The organism is Blastomonas sp. AAP53 (assembly GCF_000331245.1).
Lineage (GTDB): Bacteria > Pseudomonadota > Alphaproteobacteria > Sphingomonadales > Sphingomonadaceae > Blastomonas.
This window is the reverse complement of record NZ_ANFZ01000009.1, coordinates 500702-520006: the sequence shown is the minus strand read 5'-3', so window position 1 is coordinate 520006 and position 19305 is coordinate 500702. Positions and strand designations below refer to the sequence as shown.

21 protein-coding genes, 1 tRNA gene and 1 riboswitch are annotated in these 19305 nt (G+C 63.4%); of the genes, 12 read left to right on the top strand and 10 right to left on the bottom strand.

Annotation, left to right across the window (positions count from 1 at the left end; all coding sequences use genetic code 11):
* Positions 1–4: 4 nt before the first annotated feature.
* From hemW to rph, 3 genes are read right to left on the bottom strand one after another with little or no spacing between them, the layout of a single operon-like run.
* Positions 5–1204, bottom strand: coding sequence for a radical SAM family heme chaperone HemW (gene hemW, locus D618_RS0109465; RefSeq protein ID WP_051041317.1), 1200 nt, complete (start codon positions 1202–1204; stop codon positions 5–7).
* Positions 1201–1827, bottom strand: coding sequence for an RdgB/HAM1 family non-canonical purine NTP pyrophosphatase (rdgB, locus tag D618_RS0109460; protein WP_017671270.1), 627 nt, complete (start codon positions 1825–1827; stop codon positions 1201–1203). Before rdgB ends, hemW begins: the two co-directional genes overlap by 4 nt.
* 4 nt (positions 1828–1831) lie before the next feature.
* Positions 1832–2545 carry a ribonuclease PH gene (gene rph, locus D618_RS0109455; RefSeq protein WP_017671269.1) on the bottom strand — a complete coding sequence of 238 codons (714 nt, stop codon included), beginning with the start codon at positions 2543–2545 and terminating at the stop codon, positions 1832–1834.
* Positions 2546–2689: 144 nt separating this feature from the next.
* On the opposite strand from rph, the gene D618_RS0109450 reads away from it, so the two are divergent.
* Positions 2690–2765: transfer RNA gene (locus D618_RS0109450), tRNA-Val, on the top strand.
* Positions 2766–3087: 322 nt separating this feature from the next.
* Here the strand turns inward: D618_RS0109450 and D618_RS0109440 are convergent.
* Positions 3088–3693 carry a TlpA disulfide reductase family protein gene (locus D618_RS0109440; RefSeq protein ID WP_238550633.1) on the bottom strand — a complete coding sequence of 202 codons (606 nt, stop codon included), beginning with the start codon at positions 3691–3693 and terminating at the stop codon, positions 3088–3090.
* A 19-nt stretch (positions 3694–3712) separates the two neighbouring features.
* Between D618_RS0109440 and argH the strand changes: the two genes are divergently transcribed.
* The 4 genes from argH to D618_RS0109420 are packed head-to-tail and all read left to right on the top strand — an operon-like array spanning position 3713 to position 7391.
* Positions 3713–5086: an argininosuccinate lyase gene (gene argH, locus D618_RS0109435; protein WP_017671266.1), complete on the top strand. Its 1374-nt coding sequence runs from the start codon at positions 3713–3715 to the stop codon at positions 5084–5086.
* On the top strand, positions 5083–5346 hold the full coding sequence (locus D618_RS0109430) for a hypothetical protein (RefSeq protein WP_017671265.1): 264 nt from the start codon (positions 5083–5085) through the stop codon (positions 5344–5346). The genes argH and D618_RS0109430 overlap by 4 nt, the downstream gene beginning before the upstream one ends.
* An 18-nt stretch (positions 5347–5364) precedes the next feature.
* The gene (gene lysA / locus D618_RS0109425; protein ID WP_017671264.1) at positions 5365–6621 is read left to right on the top strand and encodes a diaminopimelate decarboxylase; all 1257 of its coding nucleotides are present in this window, start codon (positions 5365–5367) and stop codon (positions 6619–6621) included.
* Entirely contained in the window at positions 6618–7391 is a 774-nt protein-coding gene (locus D618_RS0109420) for a bifunctional precorrin-2 dehydrogenase/sirohydrochlorin ferrochelatase (RefSeq protein WP_017671263.1), read from the top strand. The genes lysA and D618_RS0109420 overlap by 4 nt, the downstream gene beginning before the upstream one ends.
* Here the strand turns inward: D618_RS0109420 and D618_RS0109415 are convergent.
* Together D618_RS0109415 and D618_RS0109410 are read right to left on the bottom strand one after the other, a co-directional pair.
* On the bottom strand, positions 7375–7797 hold the full coding sequence (locus D618_RS0109415; RefSeq protein WP_017671262.1) for a PaaI family thioesterase: 423 nt from the start codon (positions 7795–7797) through the stop codon (positions 7375–7377). The genes D618_RS0109420 and D618_RS0109415 overlap by 17 nt on opposite strands.
* 3 nt (positions 7798–7800) lie before the next feature.
* Positions 7801–8211, bottom strand: coding sequence for a PaaI family thioesterase (locus tag D618_RS0109410; RefSeq protein ID WP_017671261.1), 411 nt, complete (start codon positions 8209–8211; stop codon positions 7801–7803).
* A gap of 168 nt (positions 8212–8379) precedes the next feature.
* On the opposite strand from D618_RS0109410, the gene D618_RS19865 reads away from it, so the two are divergent.
* The 4 genes from D618_RS19865 (at position 8380) to D618_RS0109390 (ending at position 10853) form a co-directional block, all read left to right on the top strand.
* Positions 8380–8547, top strand: a complete 168-nt coding sequence (locus D618_RS19865; protein ID WP_017671260.1) for a hypothetical protein — start codon at positions 8380–8382, stop codon at positions 8545–8547.
* A 160-nt stretch (positions 8548–8707) separates the two neighbouring features.
* A complete protein-coding gene (locus tag D618_RS0109400) occupies positions 8708–9463 on the top strand; it encodes a hypothetical protein (protein ID WP_152414619.1) in 756 nt (251 codons plus the stop codon).
* Positions 9441–10328 (top strand): transposase, encoded by an 888-nt coding sequence (locus D618_RS18115; protein ID WP_152414618.1) that lies wholly within the window; start codon positions 9441–9443, stop codon positions 10326–10328. The genes D618_RS0109400 and D618_RS18115 overlap by 23 nt, the downstream gene beginning before the upstream one ends.
* Positions 10329–10388: 60 nt before the next feature.
* A complete protein-coding gene (locus tag D618_RS0109390; RefSeq protein WP_017671257.1) occupies positions 10389–10853 on the top strand; it encodes a DUF2721 domain-containing protein in 465 nt (154 codons plus the stop codon).
* A 57-nt stretch (positions 10854–10910) separates the two neighbouring features.
* On the opposite strand, the gene D618_RS0109385 is transcribed toward D618_RS0109390, so the two are convergent.
* On the bottom strand, positions 10911–11555 hold the full coding sequence (locus D618_RS0109385) for a cytochrome c family protein (protein WP_026091493.1): 645 nt from the start codon (positions 11553–11555) through the stop codon (positions 10911–10913).
* A 233-nt stretch (positions 11556–11788) separates the two neighbouring features.
* Here D618_RS0109385 and D618_RS0109380 point away from each other — a divergent pair, with 233 nt between their 5' ends.
* Positions 11789–12679: a prephenate dehydratase gene (locus D618_RS0109380; protein ID WP_017671255.1), complete on the top strand. Its 891-nt coding sequence runs from the start codon at positions 11789–11791 to the stop codon at positions 12677–12679.
* 21 nt (positions 12680–12700) lie between these two features.
* Here the strand turns inward: D618_RS0109380 and D618_RS0109375 are convergent, their stop codons facing one another.
* Together D618_RS0109375 and polA are read right to left on the bottom strand one after the other, a co-directional pair.
* Positions 12701–14044, bottom strand: a complete 1344-nt coding sequence (locus tag D618_RS0109375) for a cation:proton antiporter (protein WP_017671254.1) — start codon at positions 14042–14044, stop codon at positions 12701–12703.
* Positions 14044–16854, bottom strand: coding sequence for a DNA polymerase I (gene polA, locus D618_RS0109370; protein ID WP_017671253.1), 2811 nt, complete (start codon positions 16852–16854; stop codon positions 14044–14046). The genes D618_RS0109375 and polA overlap by 1 nt, the downstream gene beginning before the upstream one ends.
* A gap of 151 nt (positions 16855–17005) precedes the next feature.
* Between polA and D618_RS0109365 the strand changes: the two genes are divergently transcribed.
* Entirely contained in the window at positions 17006–17290 is a 285-nt protein-coding gene (locus D618_RS0109365; protein WP_017671252.1) for a hypothetical protein, read from the top strand.
* A 6-nt stretch (positions 17291–17296) separates the two neighbouring features.
* Here the strand turns inward: D618_RS0109365 and D618_RS0109360 are convergent, their stop codons facing one another.
* The gene (locus tag D618_RS0109360; RefSeq protein WP_017671251.1) at positions 17297–18370 is read right to left on the bottom strand and encodes an MBL fold metallo-hydrolase; all 1074 of its coding nucleotides are present in this window, start codon (positions 18368–18370) and stop codon (positions 17297–17299) included.
* 147 nt (positions 18371–18517) lie between these two features.
* A riboswitch (ZMP/ZTP riboswitch) is annotated at positions 18518–18600 on the top strand.
* Between the two features lie 18 nt (positions 18601–18618).
* Between D618_RS0109360 and D618_RS0109355 the strand changes: the two genes are divergently transcribed.
* Positions 18619–19305, top strand: a complete 687-nt coding sequence (locus D618_RS0109355) for a DJ-1/PfpI family protein (protein ID WP_040370501.1) — start codon at positions 18619–18621, stop codon at positions 19303–19305.

Below are 19305 nucleotides of genomic sequence, written 5' to 3'. Positions count from 1 at the left end.
GCTATCAGACCGGTGCTTCTGGCTCAATCGCGACGACCTCGGCAAGGATCGCGTCGAGCAAGGGCATACCCTGCTCGGTCACGGTGATGTGCATGTCGCTGCGTTCGACCAGACCGAGTTCTGCCAGACGACCCACTGCCTTGGCGTCGATCAGTCTGTCCGCATCGACGCCCGATTGGGCGGCCACCCGTTCCAGATCGACCCCTTCTGCCAGCCTGAGCCCCATCAGCAGCGCCTCGGTCGCCTGTGTATCCGCATCGAGCGGACGTTCGACCGACAGGCCATGGCCGTTGCGCGTGATGGCCGAGAGGTAGTTTTCTGGCTTGCGATGGCGCTCGGTGGCCAGGCTGCCGCGCCGCCCGTGCGCGCCGGGTCCGATGCCGGCATAGTCGCCATAACGCCAGTACGTCAGGTTGTGGCGGCTCTGCTCACCGGGGCGCGCGTGGTTGCTGATCTCGTACGCTGGAAGACCCGCCTGTGCGGTGACCGCGCGGGTGAGGTCGAACAGGTCGGCGCAATGGTCGTCATCGGCGGGGATCAGGTCTCCGCGCCGCACGAGCGTTTCGAACCGGGTCCCAGGCTCGATGGTCAGCTGATACAGCGACAGATGGCCGGTGCCGAATGCCAGCGCGCGTCGCAACTCGGCATCCCATTGCTCCACCGTCTGGCCAGGGCGAGCGTAGATGAGATCGAATGTCACGCGTCCGAAATGCTGCTGAGCCGTGGCCAGCGCCCGGAGCGATTCGTCCACCGAATGCGCGCGGCCCAGAAAGCCCAGGGTCTCGTCATCCAGCGCCTGCAGTCCGAGAGACACCCGGTTGACCCCGGCGCGCGCCAGATCGGCAAAGCGCGCCGCTTCGACCGACGAGGGGTTCGCCTCCAGCGTGATCTCGATATCGTCGGCAAACCGCCAGTGCCGCCCAGCCTGCGAGATCAGGGTTTCAACCAGCGCGGGCGGCATCAAGGACGGCGTGCCGCCACCGAAGAAGATCGATCCCAGGGTGCGATCGGGCAGCACCGATGCCTCATGCGCAAGGTCGGCGAGCAGCGCGGCCTGCCACTGCGCCACGTCGACGCTCTCGCGGACATGGCTGTTGAAGTCGCAATACGGGCATTTGGAGACGCAAAACGGCCAGTGGATATACAGCGCCAACGCCTCTCCCCGCGCGCCTGCAGGAGGGGAGAGGGGTTCGTTCTTGTTCAAAAGCACGCCTTGACCAGCTTGGCGAAGGCATCGGCGCGGTGGCTGATGGCGTGCTTGTGCGCCGGGTCCAGCTCTGCAAAGGTCTGGTCGAATCCGCTGGCGACAAACACCGGGTCATAACCGAAACCCATCAGCCCGCGCGGGGGCCAGGTGAGCGAACCATTGACGCGGCCCTCGAACACTTCCGAATGACCATCGGGCCAGGCCAGCGCGAGCGTGCAGATGAAATAGGCGCTGCGGTCCACGGCTGCGCCGAGTTCGGCGAGACGACCTTCGACCTTGCCCATCGCCATGTACCAGTCGCGGCCCGGTTCGCCTTCGAACCACTGCCGTTCGGCCCAATCGGCGGTGTAGACGCCAGGCCTGCCGCCCAGCGCTGCCACGCACAGGCCGCTGTCATCGGCCAGCGCCACGCACCCTGATGCCTTCGCCGAGGCATGCGCCTTGAGCAGCGCGTTCTCGGCGAAGGTCGTGCCGGTCTCCTCAGGCTCGGCCAGGCCGAGATCGCCGGCGGAAACCGGATCGATGCCATAGGGTTCGAGCAGCGCACGAATCTCGCGGACCTTGCCCTGGTTGTGGCTGGCGATCACCAGCCTGCCGGGTTCGAGCTTGCGGGCGGCCATGGGTTCAGGAAACCGCCCGGTCTTGCGCCTCGAAGATCTGCGCACAGCCCATGCGGGCGAGGCGCAGCAGGCGCAGCAGCGCTTCCTCGTCATATGGCGCGCCTTCAGCGGTTGCCTGTACCTCTGCGATGTTGCCGCCCTCGATCAGCACGAAATTGGCGTCGGCATCGGCGTTCGAATCCTCGATATAGTCAAGGTCCAGCACCGGCGTGCCCTGATAGATGCCGCAGCTGATCGCGCCGACCTTCGCGGTGATCGGGTCTTCCTTGATCAGGCCCTGCGCCATCAGGCCGTTGACTGCGAGCCGCAGTGCAACCCATGCACCCGAGATCGACGCGGTGCGAGTTCCGCCATCGGCCTGGATGACATCGCAATCGATGGTGATCTGGCGCTCGCCCAGCTTCTTGAGGTCGACGACCGCGCGCAATGAACGACCGATCAGCCGCTGGATTTCCTGCGTGCGGCCCGACTGCTTGCCCTTGGCGGCCTCACGCTGGCCGCGCGTGTGCGTGGCGCGCGGCAGCATCGAATATTCCGCCGTCACCCAGCCTTCGCCCTTGCCCTTCATCCAGGGCGGTAGCCGCTCTTCGATGCTCGCGGTCACCAGCACGCGGGTATCGCCAAAGCTGATCAGGCAGCTGCCCTCGGCATGCTTCGTGAAGCCGGTTTCGATTCCGATGGTGCGCATTTCGTCGGGGGCGCGGCCTGATGGGCGCATAAGGTGATTCTCCATGAGTGGCGATCTTGATAGGTTGCCTGCGCCGATAGCTGCCCCCCGGCGAATTGGAAAGCGCCAAGCCGTTGATCACCCTCTTGCGCGCGCCTCACAAAAATGGCAGGGGCGCAATCCTCACACGATCATGGGCGATTAGCTCAGTTGGTAGAGCATCTCGTTTACACCGAGAGGGTCGGCAGTTCGAGCCTGTCATCGCCCACCATGATCCCGAGCGATAGCCAACGATGCTGTTGCCAACATCCCACACCACCAATGCATAATATTCGCTGACAGGTTTCGTTCAGCTACCGGTCAGGGATGTAAATTCATTACCGCGCGCATGCCGAGCCATCTTGTCCTTGCCGTGATATTGGGAAGCGCACTTCCCGCCCAGCCAGGGATGATGGCGGCGGCCGAGCGTTCGGTTCCGGTCCAGGGCGACTGTGTCGGCAAGCGCCGGGTGCTAACCTCTCCGCCGCGCATCAAGAAAGAGACAGCGCGAAAGCCCTGCCGTGTCATCGCTCCGATCCTGATGTAATTCCCGCTCAGCTCTTGGCGAGCGTCTCTTCCATCAGCGCAGAGGCGCGGCTGCCGTTCCAGTCCATGCCGCCGATCATCCGCCACACTTCCTTGCCCTGCGCATCGTAAAGCACCGTCGTCGGCATCACGCCCGTCATGTAACTGAAGCCGAGGTTGTTCTCCTCGTCGGTGAACGGCTGGATCGTCTTGAATCCCTTCTGGTCGAAGAACGGCTTGATCTTGTCGAGATTCTGCATGTCCTGAGACACCGTCAGCACCACCAGCCGGTCCTTTTCGCGCGCGGCCAGCGCATCGAGCGTCGGCATTTCCACCACGCATGGCCCGCACCAGGTCGCCCACAGGTTGACGAGAACCGGCTTGCCCTTGAACGCGGCAAGGCTGGTGGTCTTGCCGTCAGGATCGGTGAAGGTGACATCGGGTGCAGCCTTGCCCCGCTGCGAGATATCGAGCGTCCCGGACAGCGGAACCTGCGGCCCTGCCTTTTCTGCGGCTTTTTCAGTCGCGGCGGGTTGCCCCCCGGCAGGTGATTGCTTATCGCACGCGCCAGTTGCCAGCGCGGCCAGGGCCACCACCGGCCAGAGGCGTCTGCTGGATAGATGGGCGATAGGCATGGGAAACAACTCCAACAGCATGTGGGGCGGACGCTTTGCCGCCGGGCCATCCGACGTGATGCGGGCCATAAATGCTTCCATCCCGTTCGACAAGGCGCTGTGGCGGCAGGATATCGATGGGTCGCTGGCGCATGTTGCCATGCTGGGCGCGCAGGGGATCATTCCCGCCGCCGATGCCGAAACCATCACGGCAGGCCTCAAGCAGATCGCCGAAGAATATGCCGCCAATGGCGTAACCGAGGACTGGTCGCTCGAAGACATCCACATGCATGTCGAGGCGCGGCTGGCCGAACTGATCGGCCCGGCGGCGGGACGGCTGCACACCGCCCGCTCGCGCAATGATCAGGTCGCGACTGACTTTCGCCTCTGGGTCCGCGATGCGTGCGATGCCGCCGATGCGGCGCTCAAGGCGTTGCAGACCGCCTTGGTCGAGCGTGCCGACAGCCATGCCGATGCGATCATGCCTGGCTTTACCCATCTGCAGATCGCGCAGCCGGTGACCCTGGGCCACCATCTGCTCGCCTATTATGAAATGTTCGCGCGCGACCGCGACCGCTTCGCCAGCGCGCGGGCACGCATGAACCAGTCGCCGTTGGGATCTGCCGCGCTGGCCGGCACCGGCTTCCCGATCGACCGCGACATGACGGCCGCTGCATTGGGCTTTGACCGGCCCACCGCCAATTCGCTCGATGCCGTGTCGGATCGCGACTTTGCGCTCGATTACCTCAACGCTGCCGCGCAGTGCGCCTTGCACCTGTCGCGCCTGGCCGAAGAGTTCATCATCTGGGCAAGCCAGCCGTACGGCTTCGTCAAGCTGCCCGACAGCTTCTCGACCGGATCGTCGATCATGCCGCAAAAGCGCAATCCCGATGCCGCCGAGTTGGTGCGCGGCCATGCCGGACGGATCATCGGCTGCCAGACCGCGCTGATGATCACGATGAAGGGCCTGCCGCTCGCCTATTCCAAGGACATGCAGGACGACAAACCGCCGGTGTTCGAGTGCGAGGGGCTGCTGATGCTGAGCCTGGCCGCGATGACGGGCATGGTCGCCGAGACGACGTTCGTGACCGATGCCATGCGCAAGGCGACCGAGCGCGGCTTTGCGACCGCGACCGACCTTGCCGACTGGCTGGTGCGGCAGGCGGGCATTCCGTTCCGCGAGGCGCATCACATCACCGGCGCGGTGGTCAAGCTGGCCGAGGGCAGGGGCGTTGCGCTTGACACACTGCCGATCGCCGATCTGCAGGCGATCGACGCGCGAATTACAGACGCTGTCTATCCCGCCCTATCGGTCGATGCCTCGGTCGCCAGCCGCAACAGCTATGGCGGCACCGCGCCCGATCAGGTAAGGCTGCAGGTGGCCCGCGCCCGTGCTGCGCTGGCGGGAGAATGACGATGCCGCGTAAGCCCTTCATGCTGCTCGCCGGTGCTGGCGCCATGGCCTTGGTCATGCTCCCCGGTTGTGGCAGCCGCCAGAAGCTGACGGCTGTCGAGGGCATGCAGCCCGTGCCGTCAGCTTATGGCAGCGTTGGACCCGCCGCGCCTGATCAACTGATGGAGCCCAGCACCCAGGCGCGGCCCGAGCGCAATGTCGAGCTTCGCCGCAAGTCGGAGTCCCGCGCCGACGATCCGTTCGATCTTCCCCCCGAATAACCAAGGTTCTACACACCAATGGACCATTTCTCCCTGGTAGATGGGCAACTGTTTGCCGAACAGGTGCCCTTGTCGCGGATTGCCGAAGACGTCGGTACGCCGGTTTACGTCTATTCGCGCGCCACGCTCGAGCGTCATGCCGACGTGTTTCGCGAAGGGCTGGCAGGCGTCGAGCGCAAGCACCTGGCCTTTGCGGTCAAGTCCAATCCCAACCTTGCGGTGCTCAAGGTGCTGGCCCAGCGCGGCTATGGCGCTGATGTGGTTTCTGCAGGAGAGCTGGACCGCGCGCTGGCCGCAGGGATCGCTGCGCATGACATCGTGTTTTCGGGTGTCGGCAAGACCGACAGCGAAATGCGCCACGCACTGGCCAAGGGCATCGGCCAGTTCAATATCGAATCCGAAGAGGAAGGCCAGATGCTGGCCGCCGTTGCGGATGCCATGGGGCTGACCGCATCTGCATCGCTGCGGATCAATCCGGATGTCGACGCGGGAACGCACGCCAAGATCTCGACCGGCAAGGCGGACAACAAATTTGGTGTCGGGCTGCATGTCGGCCCGGGCATCTACCAGCGACTGTCCGAGCTGCCGGGAATCCAGCTCCGCGGCGTCGCGGTGCATATCGGCAGCCAGCTGCTCAGCCTCGATCCACTCGAGGCGGCGTTCGGCAAGATCGGCGATCTGGTCGCGCATCTACGCAGTGCAGGCCATGCGATCACCCATGTCGATCTGGGCGGCGGCCTGGGCGTGCCGTATCAGGCGTTGAACAATCCACCGTCTCCCGCCGAATATGGCGCGCTGGTCGCTCGCGTGACGCGCGACTGGGACGCCGTGATCCAGTTCGAACCGGGCCGCGTGATTGCGGGCAATGCAGGCGTGCTCCTCACCCGCGTCATTCGGGTCAAGCCGGGAATTCGCGATCCGTTCGTCGTGGTTGATGCCGCGATGAACGATCTGGCCCGGCCTGCGCTGTACGATGCCTGGCATGATTTCGAGGCAGTGGCGCCCGATGGCACGCGAATGTCGGCGAACATCGTCGGTCCCGTGTGCGAGAGCGGCGATACTTTCGCCATGGGCCGCGATATCGATAGCGTTGCCGCCGGAGATCTCGCCATCTTCCGCACCGCAGGCGCCTATGGCGCGACGATGGCCAGCAGCTACAACAGCCGCGGTATCGTTGCCGAGGTTCTGGTTGATGGCGATCGCTTCGCGGTGGTCGCCAACCGGATCAGCCCGGCGGAGATCATGGCGGCAGAACAGGTGCCCGACTGGCTGTGAACCAGCTGCCGGTCTTCCTCAACCTGCGCGGCAGGCCGGTGATGCTGATCGGCAGCGGCGACATGGCCGATGCGAAGCGGCGGCTGATCGAGCGGGCCGGCGGGATCTGCGTGGGCGAGGATGATCGCCACGCCCGCGTTGCCATCGTGGCGCTGGAGGACGAGGACGAGGCGGTTGCCGCCGTCGAACGGCTCAAGGCGCGCGGGATGCTGGTCAATGCCGTCGACCGGCCTGCTTTGTGCGATTTCACCACGCCTGCGATCATCGACCGCGATCCGGTGCTGATCGCCATCGGTACAGGCGGCGCTTCGGCGGGTCTTGCCAAGGCGCTGCGTCAGCGGCTCGAGGGCCAGCTGCCGGCGACGCTGGGAGTGCTGGCGCGAGCATTGGATGCAGCGCGCGAGAGCATTCGCGATCGCTGGCCTGGCGGGCCCGAACGGCGGCGTGCGATCGATGCGGCGCTGGCGCCTGGCGGCGCGCTCGATCCGCTGGCTGACCATGATGGCGATGCCGTGGCCCGATGGGTCGCGCAAGGCGGCGATGGGATCGCCTCGGGCCTGTACGAGATTGCCCTGCACTCGGCTGACCCTGAAGACCTCACCCTGCGGCAGGTGAGGTTGCTGGGCAGCGCCGATCTGGTGCTGCATCCTGTCGACATGCCGCCTGCCATCCTCGCACGCGCGCGCGCTGATGCAGCAATGCGCTCGATCGGGGAGGGGGAGCCCCCGGCAACCGAGGGCGTGACCGTCCGGCTCAGCTGGGCTGGCTGAGCAGGAAGTTCATGAACACCGTGGCGATCGGCTTGGCGGGATCGTCTTGCCAGGCCTTGGCTTCGACATTGGCGACCCGCCGTCCGATCCGCGTCACCTCGCCCAGCGCATAGGTGCGTGCCTCGCGGCCGCCGCGCATGAAGTTGATCGTGATGTTCACCGGCTTGATCTTCACCGATCCTTCGTCGCTGCCCAATGTCACGCGCAACGCTGCAACCGCGGCGATCTCCAGCAGCCCACTCATCGCGCCGCCATGCAGAAAGCCCGGACGCCCCATCACCTGTGGGCCATAATCGAAGGCGATCACCGGCAGGCCATCGTGCAGATGATCCACAGCCATGCCCATCGAGGTTGCGAACGGCGGCATGAAACCGCGCACGGCCGATATGATGTCGTCAGTGTTCATGGTTCAGCCCAGAAAGTTTTCGATACGGATGAAGGTGCCGGCAACATGCGCCACCGGATCGGCGGGGTCGCCATCATGGGCAATCCCCCGCACGAACGCCATCGACCGGGTGACCTTGTAGCACTCACCGCGCCCGACCACGGTCTTGCCGGGGGTGGCGGGGCGCATGTAATCGACGCGAAGGTCGAGCGTCACCTGCGGACGGAATGCACCGATGGCAGTCCAGACCGACAGGCTGGTGGCGCTGTCCATCAGGCTGATGATCGGTCCGGAAGCGATCACCCCGGTATCGACATCGCCGATCAGCGATTCGGCATAAGGCAGTTCGAGCTCGACCCAGCTGTCACCATGGCCGCGATAGCGCATGCCCAGATGCCCGCCGTGACCGACAGACGATATCAGACCGTGGAACATGCTAGGGTCAAATGCACTGCCCTTTCCGGGCGATGCGGTGGGTGTTTCGGTCATGAAGGCTCGTTCGATTCCTGGCCAGTCCGATTAACGGACGATAATTGGAAATAGCGCTGAGAACTCTGCACGCTCCCACCTGTTCGTCAACCCGTCGTACAAAGGAAGCTGTTCATGGCCGCAGACCGCAAGCCGCCTGTCATCCGGATTTCCGAACTGCCTGGCTACGCCCACCCGATTGCGCTGCACGGTGCGAGACTGAATGACCAGCCGGTGATGAGCGCGACCGACGACTTGTGGATCATTGCGGTGATCGTGGTCTACGAAAGTGGCGGCGGTTAATACGGGCGGCGGATCGTCCCGCGTGGCTCCGCACATATGGCTCAACCGCATTGTGCAGGACAATCCTGACGCGAGGGCCGATGCTCTGGCCGAAATGCTCTGGCCGATTGTGTGCGCCCGTGGTTTTGCGAGCCAATGGTTGCACCACAGGCTTGCGCTGATGGCACTGCATCCTGCTGAGTTGCCCAGAGGTTATGCCGATCCGGTGCTGCAGTCTCTGGTTCTGGTTGATGATGGACGGGTGCATCTGTCGCTTGCGATGATCTCTGCAGATGGCTGGCAGGCGCGGATGGCCGATCGTCACGGCGCAAAATCGATCGTCGAGTTTGTCGATGGCTGGACCCGGCTCCGCTTCCTGGTTGCCGATGATATCTGGGTCCAGCGGCACCTGAGGGTCCCCAGCAATATTTCCCGTCGCGCATGGGCCGAAGAGCCGTGTGTGGTGCGGGGTGGAGAGGAGTTTCTTCTCGACAACGCGACCGAGGCGCTGCGGTTCAGCCATGTTGGCGCAGATGCCGTCTTGGTGCGGATGATGGTGCGCGATCCGATGGCCACGCAAGCGATCGAATGCGATGCGGACAGCGGAGCGGTATTGCGGGTCCGTCAGGCACAATCGCACGAAGGCCGAACGCGGATGACCGTGTCGCTGCTGCGCTCGCTCCAGATAAACCAGGCCCTGCAGGTAATCCGCGACAGCCTGGGGCAATGGTCGCCGCACTTGCGCTGGCATGGTGTCATGGAGGCGCTGGCGATCGATTCTCAGGCCGGCTTTGAACTGCTCGAAGCGATGATGCGCGACGATCCGGACGCCGGACTGCGCCGACAGGCGGCACAGACGCGAGCGACGCTGCTGACGCGCTATCCCGAACTCGCAGCGATGGGGGGCGGCAAGCATGGCACAGCCGATACTCACTGACCCTGCAGAGCCTTGTACGCTCGAGGAGTGCCTTGCCGCATTGGATGCCTCGGGTTTTGCGCCTGATGATCCCTTATCGGTTGCCGGGGCTGCACATTGGCTGGCGCGGCTTGCCGCCAACCGTGAATTCCTGGGCGAACTTGCGCTGCGCGACCTGAAAGCCGGGTGTGCCCGAACGGGCTGGCAGGGGTATTCGCCGCAGGTGATGCTTTTGGGACGCGCCCGGCCCGGATGGTTCCTGCGCGCCAATATCTGGCCCTCGCACGAAGAGGCGGTGCTGCGCGACAGCGGCGAGGCGGCGTTTGTCTATGGTCTGGCGCACGACCACAATTTCGATTTCCTCACCATCGGCTATCACGGCCCTGGCTATCGCAGCGACCATTATGCGGTCGATCCCGATACCATCACCGGGTTTGTCGGCGAACGTGTCGCGCTGCGCCGCGTCGGCAGCAGCGTTTTGGCGCCGGGGCAGGTGATGCACTATCGCGCGCGGCGCGATATCCATTGCCAGCATGCGCCAGACAGCCTGTCGGTCTCGATCAATCTGATGCACAGTGCGCCCGTCCAGACATGGACCGACCAGTTTCAATATGACCTTGCCACATCCACGATTTCACGGGTGCTGACGGGATGCACCGGCGATACCCTGGCGCAGCTTGCGCTGGCGCTCGATCCTGAAAATGCGCGCGATATGCTCGAGACCATCGCCACGCGCCATGGGGTCGATCGGCTGCGCTGGTCGGCCATTCGTGCGCTCTTGCTGGCTGAAACAGGCCCGGACGCTCGCGAGCGCCAGATCGCCAGGCTTTCTCCGCAGGGATCAGGCTGGCTTGCACAAAGGTATCAGGCGGCGATTGCCGATTGATGGGGCAGCGCGGCTGTCTATAGTCCGCTCGAGCGTTCAAGCAGGGGAAAAGCCGCCATCATGTCAATCACGGATCTTGATATCGGGCAGATCGGGCGGCTGATCCAGATCGCGATGGCGCCTGCCTTCCTGTTGCTGGCCACGGGCAACATCCTGCAGATGTTCGCCAACCGGCTGGCACGGGTGATCGATCGTGAGCGGGTGCAGATGGCCGAGTTTCACAAGACCAAGGGAGAGGCGCATGTTCAGGTGGTGAACGAGCTGCGCATCCTCGATCGGCGCGCCGGCATCGTCAACAAGGCCATCCTGATGGGAACATTGAGCGCGGTCACGGTTGCCGTGGTGATCGCTGCGATCTTTGTGCTGTCGCTGACCGGCTATCAGTTCGGTCAGTTCGTCGCCGGGGGCTTCATTCTGGCGATGACGTTGCTGATCTCCGGCCTGCTGCTGTTCATTGCCGAAATTCGGCTGGCGACGCGCAATATCCGCATCGAGGAAAGCCTGTTGCGGCTGGATGAGGAATGAAAAAGGCCCCGCCATCGCTGGCGGAGCCTTTATCCTGTAACGATTGCCTGCTGGAAGTCAGCTCGCGGCAGGTGCCGCCGCTGCAGCGGTATCACCCGCAGGCGCTGCCTCGCCCTCGGCAGGAGCGGCTGCTTCGCCTTCAGCGGCGGGCGCTGCATCAGCAGCCGGTGCCGCCGGCAGAGGAAGCGGGCTAGCACTCTGGGTGTTCATCCACGCCATCAGGTTGGCGCGGTCTTCGGCCTTGCCAAGGCCGGCAAAGCTCATCTTGGTGCCATCGGCATAGGCCTTGGGCGAGGTCAGCCAGGCGTTCATCTCGTCAAACGTCCACGGACCAGACTTGCTCTTGAGAGCATCGGAATAGGCAAAGCCCGCCACTGCAGCATGGGGCTTGCCCAGAACGCCGTACAGGTTGGGGCCGATGCCATTGGCACCGCCGCTGTTGATCGAATGGCACGAGCCGCACTTGGCGAACACCTTCTCGCCCTTGGCGGGGTCGGCGCTGGCGAGCAATGTGGCGATCGGCACTTCAGCCGCTGCGCCTTCACCTTCTGACGAAACGACGCCCTCGATGACATAGCCCAGCTTTTCAGGACGCTCGGGCTTGTCGGCATGGAACACCTTGCCGCTGATGATCGAGAGACCCAGGGCGGCGATGCCCCCTGCAAGCACCCAACCTGCAACCGTGTTTTTGATGTCCTGCATGCCCTGTTGCCTCATCTTTTGCGCAGGCGCCATGGTCACACGGCGCCGTGAAGGTCAAAACCCGGATAGCCCGGTCCCAAAAACCGGAATAGCCATCGTATCGTCAGGCCCATTGCCGCGTCGCAACAGGCCGGTCCGCCGCCCCCTCTAATCATGGTCCGGGCGCTCTGCAAGCCCCGACACGCGCGATTTCGCCTTGTCGTTACGGCGTAGCCTGCCTATGCGCCCTGCCCATGCAAAGCTATCCCCAGATCGCCCGTCTGATGGTTGAGGACATGGCGCGAATCGCCGCTCAAGAGCCGGAGCGCGCCATTGCCTATCAGGGCGCGCCCGGAGCCTATTCGCATATTGCGGCCAGCGGCTTTGCCCCCGATTGGCATCCGCTGCCGTGTTTCTCCTTTCAGGATGCCATGGACGCGGTGAAGGATGGCCGCGCCGCGCGCGCGATCATCCCGATCGAGAACTCGCAACATGGGCGCGTGGCCGACATTCATTTCCTGCTGCCTGAAAGCGGCCTTACGATTGTCGCCGAGTATTTTCTGCCGGTGCGCCACTGCCTGCTGGCCAAGGGCGACGGGCCCTACCATTCCGCCGTCAGCCATCCGCAGGCTCTGGGCCAGACGCGGCATTATCTGCGCGCCAACGGAATGGAGCCGGTGAACTATCCCGATACCGCCGGTGCTGCTGCATTTGTCGCAGAATCGGAAGAGCCGGGATTGTGCGCCGTCGCATCAAGGCTGGCGGGCGAGGTCTTCGGGCTGAAGGTCGTGGCCGAGGGCATCGAGGATGCCGCGCACAACATGACCCGCTTTGTCGTGCTTGCAGCGCATCGCGACGATCCGCTGCCCGATACCGGCAAGGTGATGACCACCTTCATTTTTGAAGTGAAGAACATCCCTGCAGCGCTGTTCATGGCGCTGTCGGGCTTTGCCACCAATGGCATCAACATGACCAAGCTGGAAAGCTATATCCGCGACGGCAGCTTTGCTGCGGCAGAATTCTTCGCCGATATCGAGGGCATGCCTGGCCAGCCCGCAGTCGATCGCGCGCTCGAAGTGCTCGGTTATCACAGCAAATGGGTGCGGGTGCTGGGATGCTATCCGCAGGCATTGTCGCGCGAATGATGTTCCGGATCGCTGGCCTGCTCAGTCGGCGGGCTTGCCCATCCGGTGGTTGAGAAGGCGCATGAAGGGCGTCACCGTGAGGCCGTGCAGCAGAATGGAACCCAGCACGATCAGCCCTAGCGTCTCCCACAGCACATTCTGGTTCTCGAAGTTTCCGTGGTTGAGGCCGAAAGCGAGATAATAGACCGACCCCAGCCCCCGGATACCAAAAAAGGCGATGATGAATCGCTCGAGCGGGGGGCGATCGATGTCGACCAGCGCCAGATAACCAATCACCGGACGGATCACGAGCAGCACCAGCGCCGCGACAAGCACATTGGTCCAGCCGATGTCCGATAGCAGTTCGCCGCCGGTCAGCATTCCGCCGAACAGCACCAACAATACCATCATCACCAACCGCTCGGTCTCATCGGCAAAATCGTGCAGTTCGGAATTGAAGTCGTCGCCATCGGCCGACCGGCGCAGGATCAGTCCGGCGATAAAGACCGCCAGAAAACCGTAGCCGTGCGCAAATTCGGTCAAGGCATAGATAGCGAGCGTTGCTCCCACAGCGATGAAGCCATCGCCAGTGCGGGAAAGCCGCGTATCCTGAGGCAGGCGGTAGATGATCTGCCCGAGTAGCCAGCCTCCGGCAGCGCCCACCAGCGCGCCCACACCCAGCCGCCAGACAACATCATGCCATGCCCAAAGGCCCACCGAAGACCAGCCAAGGCCAGCAACACTGGCCACAAGCGCGAGATGAACAAACGGGAATGCAAGCGCGTCATTGAGTCCCGCCTCGGACGTCAGCGCGAAACGCGCCTCATCGCTGTCTTCGCCGTCGGGTTTTTCAATCTGGACGTCAGATGCGAGCACTGGATCGGTCGGTGCCAGGCATGCGCCCAGCAACAGTGCAGATGCCAGCGGCAGCCCGAGTATCCACAATCCCGAGAGCGCGATCAGGCCGATGGTGAGTGGCATCACGACTGCCAGCAGGCGCACCGTGATCTTCCAGCCAGCCCAGCTCAATGGCCTGCTGATCTTCAGGCCGGCACCCATCAGCGAGATAATGACGATGAATTCGGTCGCCTTCTCGATCAGAACGGGCGATTCGACGGGATGCGGAGAGAATTGCCCAAGCGGCGTGAAGGAGAACATGGCCATGCCGAAGCCAACGAAGATGATCGGCAGCGACAATGGCAACTTCTTGAGCAGCAGCGGCAACCAGGCGACTAGCAACACGACGATGCCGATGCCGAGCAACCACAGCTTGTAATTATGCAGCAGAAACTGGCCGACCATGCTCGTGAACATCGGGTCGGTGAAGGCTGTCGCATCCAGATCTGGGTTGTTTGGGATGAGGATCTGGCGAACGATATTGATCATCAGTGAGCAGCACCCCAACTCGGCCCGGTACCGATCTCGACACCCAACGGTACGCTAAGCCTGACCACAGGTTCCGCTGCATTTTCCATCACCGTACGGATGACGGCAGAAGCGGCTTCGACATCGGCTTCGGGGAGCTCGAACACCAGTTCATCGTGCACCTGAAGGAGCATCCGCACGTTCGTCAGTCCGGCCGCCTGCAGCGCAGGCACCATGCGCGCCATCGCACGCTTGATGATATCGGCACTTGTTCCCTGGATCGGCGCATTGATCGCCGCGCGTTCGCTGCCCTGCCGTTCGGCCTGGTTCTTGGAGTTGATCCGGGGAAAGTGCGTTTTCCTGCCGAAGAGCGTCTCGGTATAACCGGTCTCGCGCGCGCTCTCCATCGTCTCGGCGATATAGCGGTTGATACCCGGAAAACGCTGGAAATAGGTATCGATCATTGCCTGCGCCTCGTCCGCGCTGACCTCGAGCCTTCCGGCCAGCCCCCAGCGTGAAATGCCATAAAGGATCGCGAAGTTGATCGTCTTGGCCCGCCCGCGCGTATCGCGGTTGACCTCGCCGAACAGCTCCTGCGCCGTGCGGTTGTGAATGTCCTCGCCGTGCGCGAAGGCATCGCGCAGGGTCTCGACATCGGCCATATGCGCCGCCAGCCGCAGTTCGATCTGGCTGTAGTCCGCTGCCAGGATGACGTTGCCGGGCTCGGCGACGAAGGCATGCCGGATCTGGCGACCGATTTCGGTGCGGATGGGAATGTTCTGGAGATTGGGCTCGGTCGACGACAACCGCCCGGTCTGCGCCCCGACCAGGCTGTAGCTGGTATGGACCCGTCCCGTCTGCGGATTGATCTGTTCCTGCAGCGCGTCGGTATAGGTCGATTTGAGCTTGGCGAGTTGCCGCCAGTCCAGAACCTTGCGCGAAATCTCCGACCCTTCGCCGGCGAGCTTTTCGAGCACGGTGACATCGGTGGAATAGGCACCGGTCTTGCCCTTCTTGCCGCCCTTGAGGCCCAGCTTGTCGAACAGGATCTCACCCAGCTGCTTGGGGCTGCCGATCGAAAAGCTCTGCCCGGCAAGCTCGTGGATCTCGGTCTCGAGCGCGGCCATGCGAGTGGCAAAATCGTGGCTGAGGGCGGCGAGCTGCTCGCGATCGACCTTGATGCCGCTGCGTTCCATCGCGGCGACCACGGGGATCAGCGGACGATCGACCATCTGATAGACGCGGCTGACCCCTTCTGCGGGCATGCGCGGACGCAGAACATGCCACAACCGCAAGGTGACATCGGCGTCCTCGGCGGCATAGCGAGTCGCATCGCTCAGCGGCACCTCATTGAAACCGATCTGCTTCTTGCCGGTCCCGGTCAGCGATTTGAAGCTGATGCATTCATGCCCCAGATGCCGCTGCGCAAGCGCGTCCATGCCATGCCCGCCGCTGCCGAACTCGTGCCCTGCGTCGAGGGTAAAGCTCATGACCATCGTGTCATCGATCGGCGCCACCATGATGCCATGGCGGGCCAGCACGTTGAGGTCGTATTTGATGTTCTGGCCAATCTTGAGGACACTGTCGTCCTCCAGCAACGGCTTCAGCCGTGCGATGGCGTCGTCCATCGCGATCTGCTCGGGCTTTTCGGCGAACATGTCGCTGCCGCCATGACCCAGCGGGATATAGCAGGCCTCTCCCGGCGCAACGGCCAGGCTCACGCCGACGAGCCGCGCCTGCATTGAATCGAGCGAATCGGTCTCGGTGTCGACCGCGATCGTGCCAGCGGCGCGCGCCCGCGCGATCCAGGCATCCAGCGTTTCGATATCCTGCACGCAGACATAGGCATCGACATCGATCGGCGGCATCACCAGGGCCTGAGGTGCAATCGCATTGTCGGACCTCGGCGCAGCGGGATCGGACGTTGATGACGAGGAAGGCGCAGCCGCTTCGGCAGGTCCGCTGGCACCCAGCTTGCGCAGCAGGCTGGTAAAGCCGTGCAGCTTGAGGAACGCGGCCAGCGGCTCTGGCGGAATATCCTTGAGCAGGAAATCATCAAGCGCATTGGGCAGCGGACAATCGTCCCTGAGCGTCACCAGCACCTTGCTCAGCCGCGCCATCTCGGCTTGCTCGATCAGGCTGTCGCGCATCTTCGAGGGCTTCATCGATGGTGCGGCTGCCAGCACGCTTTCAAGATCGCCATGTTCGACGATCAGCTTGGATGCCGTCTTGGGGCCAACGCCGCGAATGCCGGGGACGTTATCGACGGCATCGCCCATCAGCGCCAGCACATCGCCCAGCTGTTCGGGCGTGACGCCGAACTTCTCCATCACGGCCTCGGGCCCCATGCGCACATTCTTCATCGTGTCGAGCATGTCGAGCCCGGGCTGGATCAGCTGCATCAGATCCTTGTCGGAGGAGACGATGGTGACCTTCCACCCCTTGGCCAGCGCATCGAGCGCATAGCTGGCGATGATATCGTCCGCCTCGACATTGTCTTCCTCGATGCACGGCATGGAAAAGGCGCGCGTCGCATCGCGGATCAGCGGGAACTGCGGCACCAGGTCTTCGGGCGGGGCAGGCCGGTGCGCCTTGTACTGGTCGTACAGATCATTGCGGAAGCTCTTGGAGCTCTTGTCGAGAATCACCGCCATGTGCGTCGGGCCATCGGCCTTGTGCAGATCATCGGCCAGCTTCCACAACATCGTGGTATAGCCATAGACTGCACCAACCGGCGTGCCTTCTGGGTTGGTCAGCGGCGGCAGCCGGTGATAGGCGCGAAAGATATAGGACGATCCGTCGACTAGGTAGAGGTGGTTCTGCTGTGACATAGGCCAAGCGATAGCAGCGCGGCTTGGCAGGGTCATGCAATTTTGAGAGTTGGTCGGACTGGAACTGCGCGGCGGGGAACCTGCTGCACGACTGCGCGTAAACCCGACGGGGAAGGCGCCATATCCGGCGCCATCAAGAAGGAGCTATTTCATGCGTAATTTAGCCATCGTCGGCGTTGCCGCACTCGCCCTGGGCCTGGCGGCCTGCTCAGCAGAGACCGAGGAAAAGACCGAGGCAGCTGCTGAAGCTGCCGGCGACGATATCGAGGCCAATGTGGACACTGCCGGCCAGGCGATCGACAACACCATGGACGACGTCGAAGCCAGCGTTGACAAGGCTGCACGCGATCTTGATGCCGAAGCCGAAAAGGCTGGCGACAAGATCGAACAGGAATGGGACGAAGCCGAAGGCGAGGTCTCGCGCAAGGCCGACTGAACCGATCTACAGCAGATCAGCCTGCTCGATCCGGCTGGATCCGGCGGGCAGGCTGATCCGCATTCCATCCTCCCCCATCACCACCTTGCCCGAATAGGCATCCGCCACACCCCGCAGGAAATAGGGGTGCAAGAGCGCGCTCGGCATCCGCGGCACGATGTGGGTGAACAGCAGCATCTGCGCTTTGCCCCGCCGCGCGACACCAGCCACCGCCACGGGCGAGCTGTGATAGTTGGTGATATCCGACATGATCTTGCCCACCCTGGCATCGCCACGGGCCTTGGCTGTCGCGGAGATCTGCCTGACCATGTCGATGTTGAGCACTTCGTGAACGAGCACATCGCACCCATTGCACATCTTAGCTACCGACGCTGTCGGCGCGGTGTCGCCGCTGATGACCACCGAACGGCCCTTGTAATCGAACCGATAACCCAGAGCGGGCTCGATCGGGCTGTGATTGACAAGGAACGCCGTTACGCGCACGCCTGACCCTGCATAGACCACAGAGGTTGCAGTCTTGCCGCCTAGCGAGATGGTGTTGGCACGCGCGCCCGCGCCACTGCGCGGCATGATGTCAGCTCCGTGATGCGCGATGCGATAGCCGTAATCAGCGGTATAGGCGGTGTCGAAGCCCGAGACGATCCGATCGACGCCCTGGGGGCCATAGACCGGCAAGGGCGATGCACGACCGCTGCTGGCCCAGCGCAGCATCAGAACCTCGCCCAGACCATCGATGTGGTCCGAGTGGAAATGCGTGAGGAAGGCGGCGTCGATCTTGCCGAGCGACACCCCGATCTGCCCGATCCTGCGTCCTGCCCCCGAGCCCGAATCGACCAGAAACACCTGCTTGCCCGCGATCACCAGGGTGCAGGGGCCAGCGCGCGCCGGATCGGGGAGGGGAGAGCCGGTCCCGCACAGGATGACGTGTAGCCCATCGCCAAGATCGGCGGTGGCGTCGCTGCCATACGAGGCCTCAAGCGCCCGCGCGAACACGATTTCACCGAGCCGCTCGCGCGCTATCCAGCCAACCAGGGCCAGGACTCCCAGCAATATGACGGCGACGGTCAGCAGGCGGCGCATAGGCTATCCCCTCCATGTTATGGCATCCTCTATGACATAACATGGAGGGGATAGCCAGCCGTGATCAGCGTGCGAAAAGTGCGGATTGGATTGGGTTTATGTTGCCGCAAAAGGCCGCTTGGCAGACCGGCATGGGCGCAATACAATCGAGCGGCCCGCAACTGGCGCATCAGATGGACCACCATCGGGGAGCGGGCGGTATCGTTATGTCGCGCGCCTGGGCAACCTTCTTGATGAAAGGCATGCTCATGATCGACGCCCAGACACCCTTCAACGTTGTCTTTGTCCTGTTCGACAATGTGACCCAGCTCGATTTCACCGGACCTGCGCAGTTCCTGTGCCGGATGCCGGGCGCGAAGGTCCATGTGGCGGCGGCGAGCCTTGACCCGGTGATGACCGATGTCGGCTTCGGCATCATGCCGACGGTGACCTTCGCCAACTGCCCGCAGGCCGATCTGCTGTGTGTTCCCGGAGGGCTGGGCGTTGCACACGCGCTCAGCGATAGTCGGCTGATCGATTTCGTGGCTCGTCAGGCCTCGGGCGCGCAATGGATCACCAGCGTGTGTACCGGCGCGTTCATCCTTGGGCGGGCAGGCTTGCTGCAAGGCAAAAGCGCGACGACGCACTGGGGCTATGCCAGCCTGTTGCCGATGGTCGGCGCGCTTCATGAAAATGCGCGCACCGTGTTCGACGGCAATGTCGTGACCGCAGGCGGCGTGACCTCGGGCATCGACTTCGCGCTGACGATCATCGCGCATCTACACGGCGAGGATGTCGCACGGTCGCTCCAGCTCAACTTCGAATACGACCCCGCGCCGCCTTTCGCAGGGGGCACGCCGGCCACCAGCCCGGAGCATATCGTCCAGGCCATGCAGTCACGGTTTTACGACGCCCGGGCGGCGGAAATGGAAGCGGCGCTCAACGCTACCGCCTGA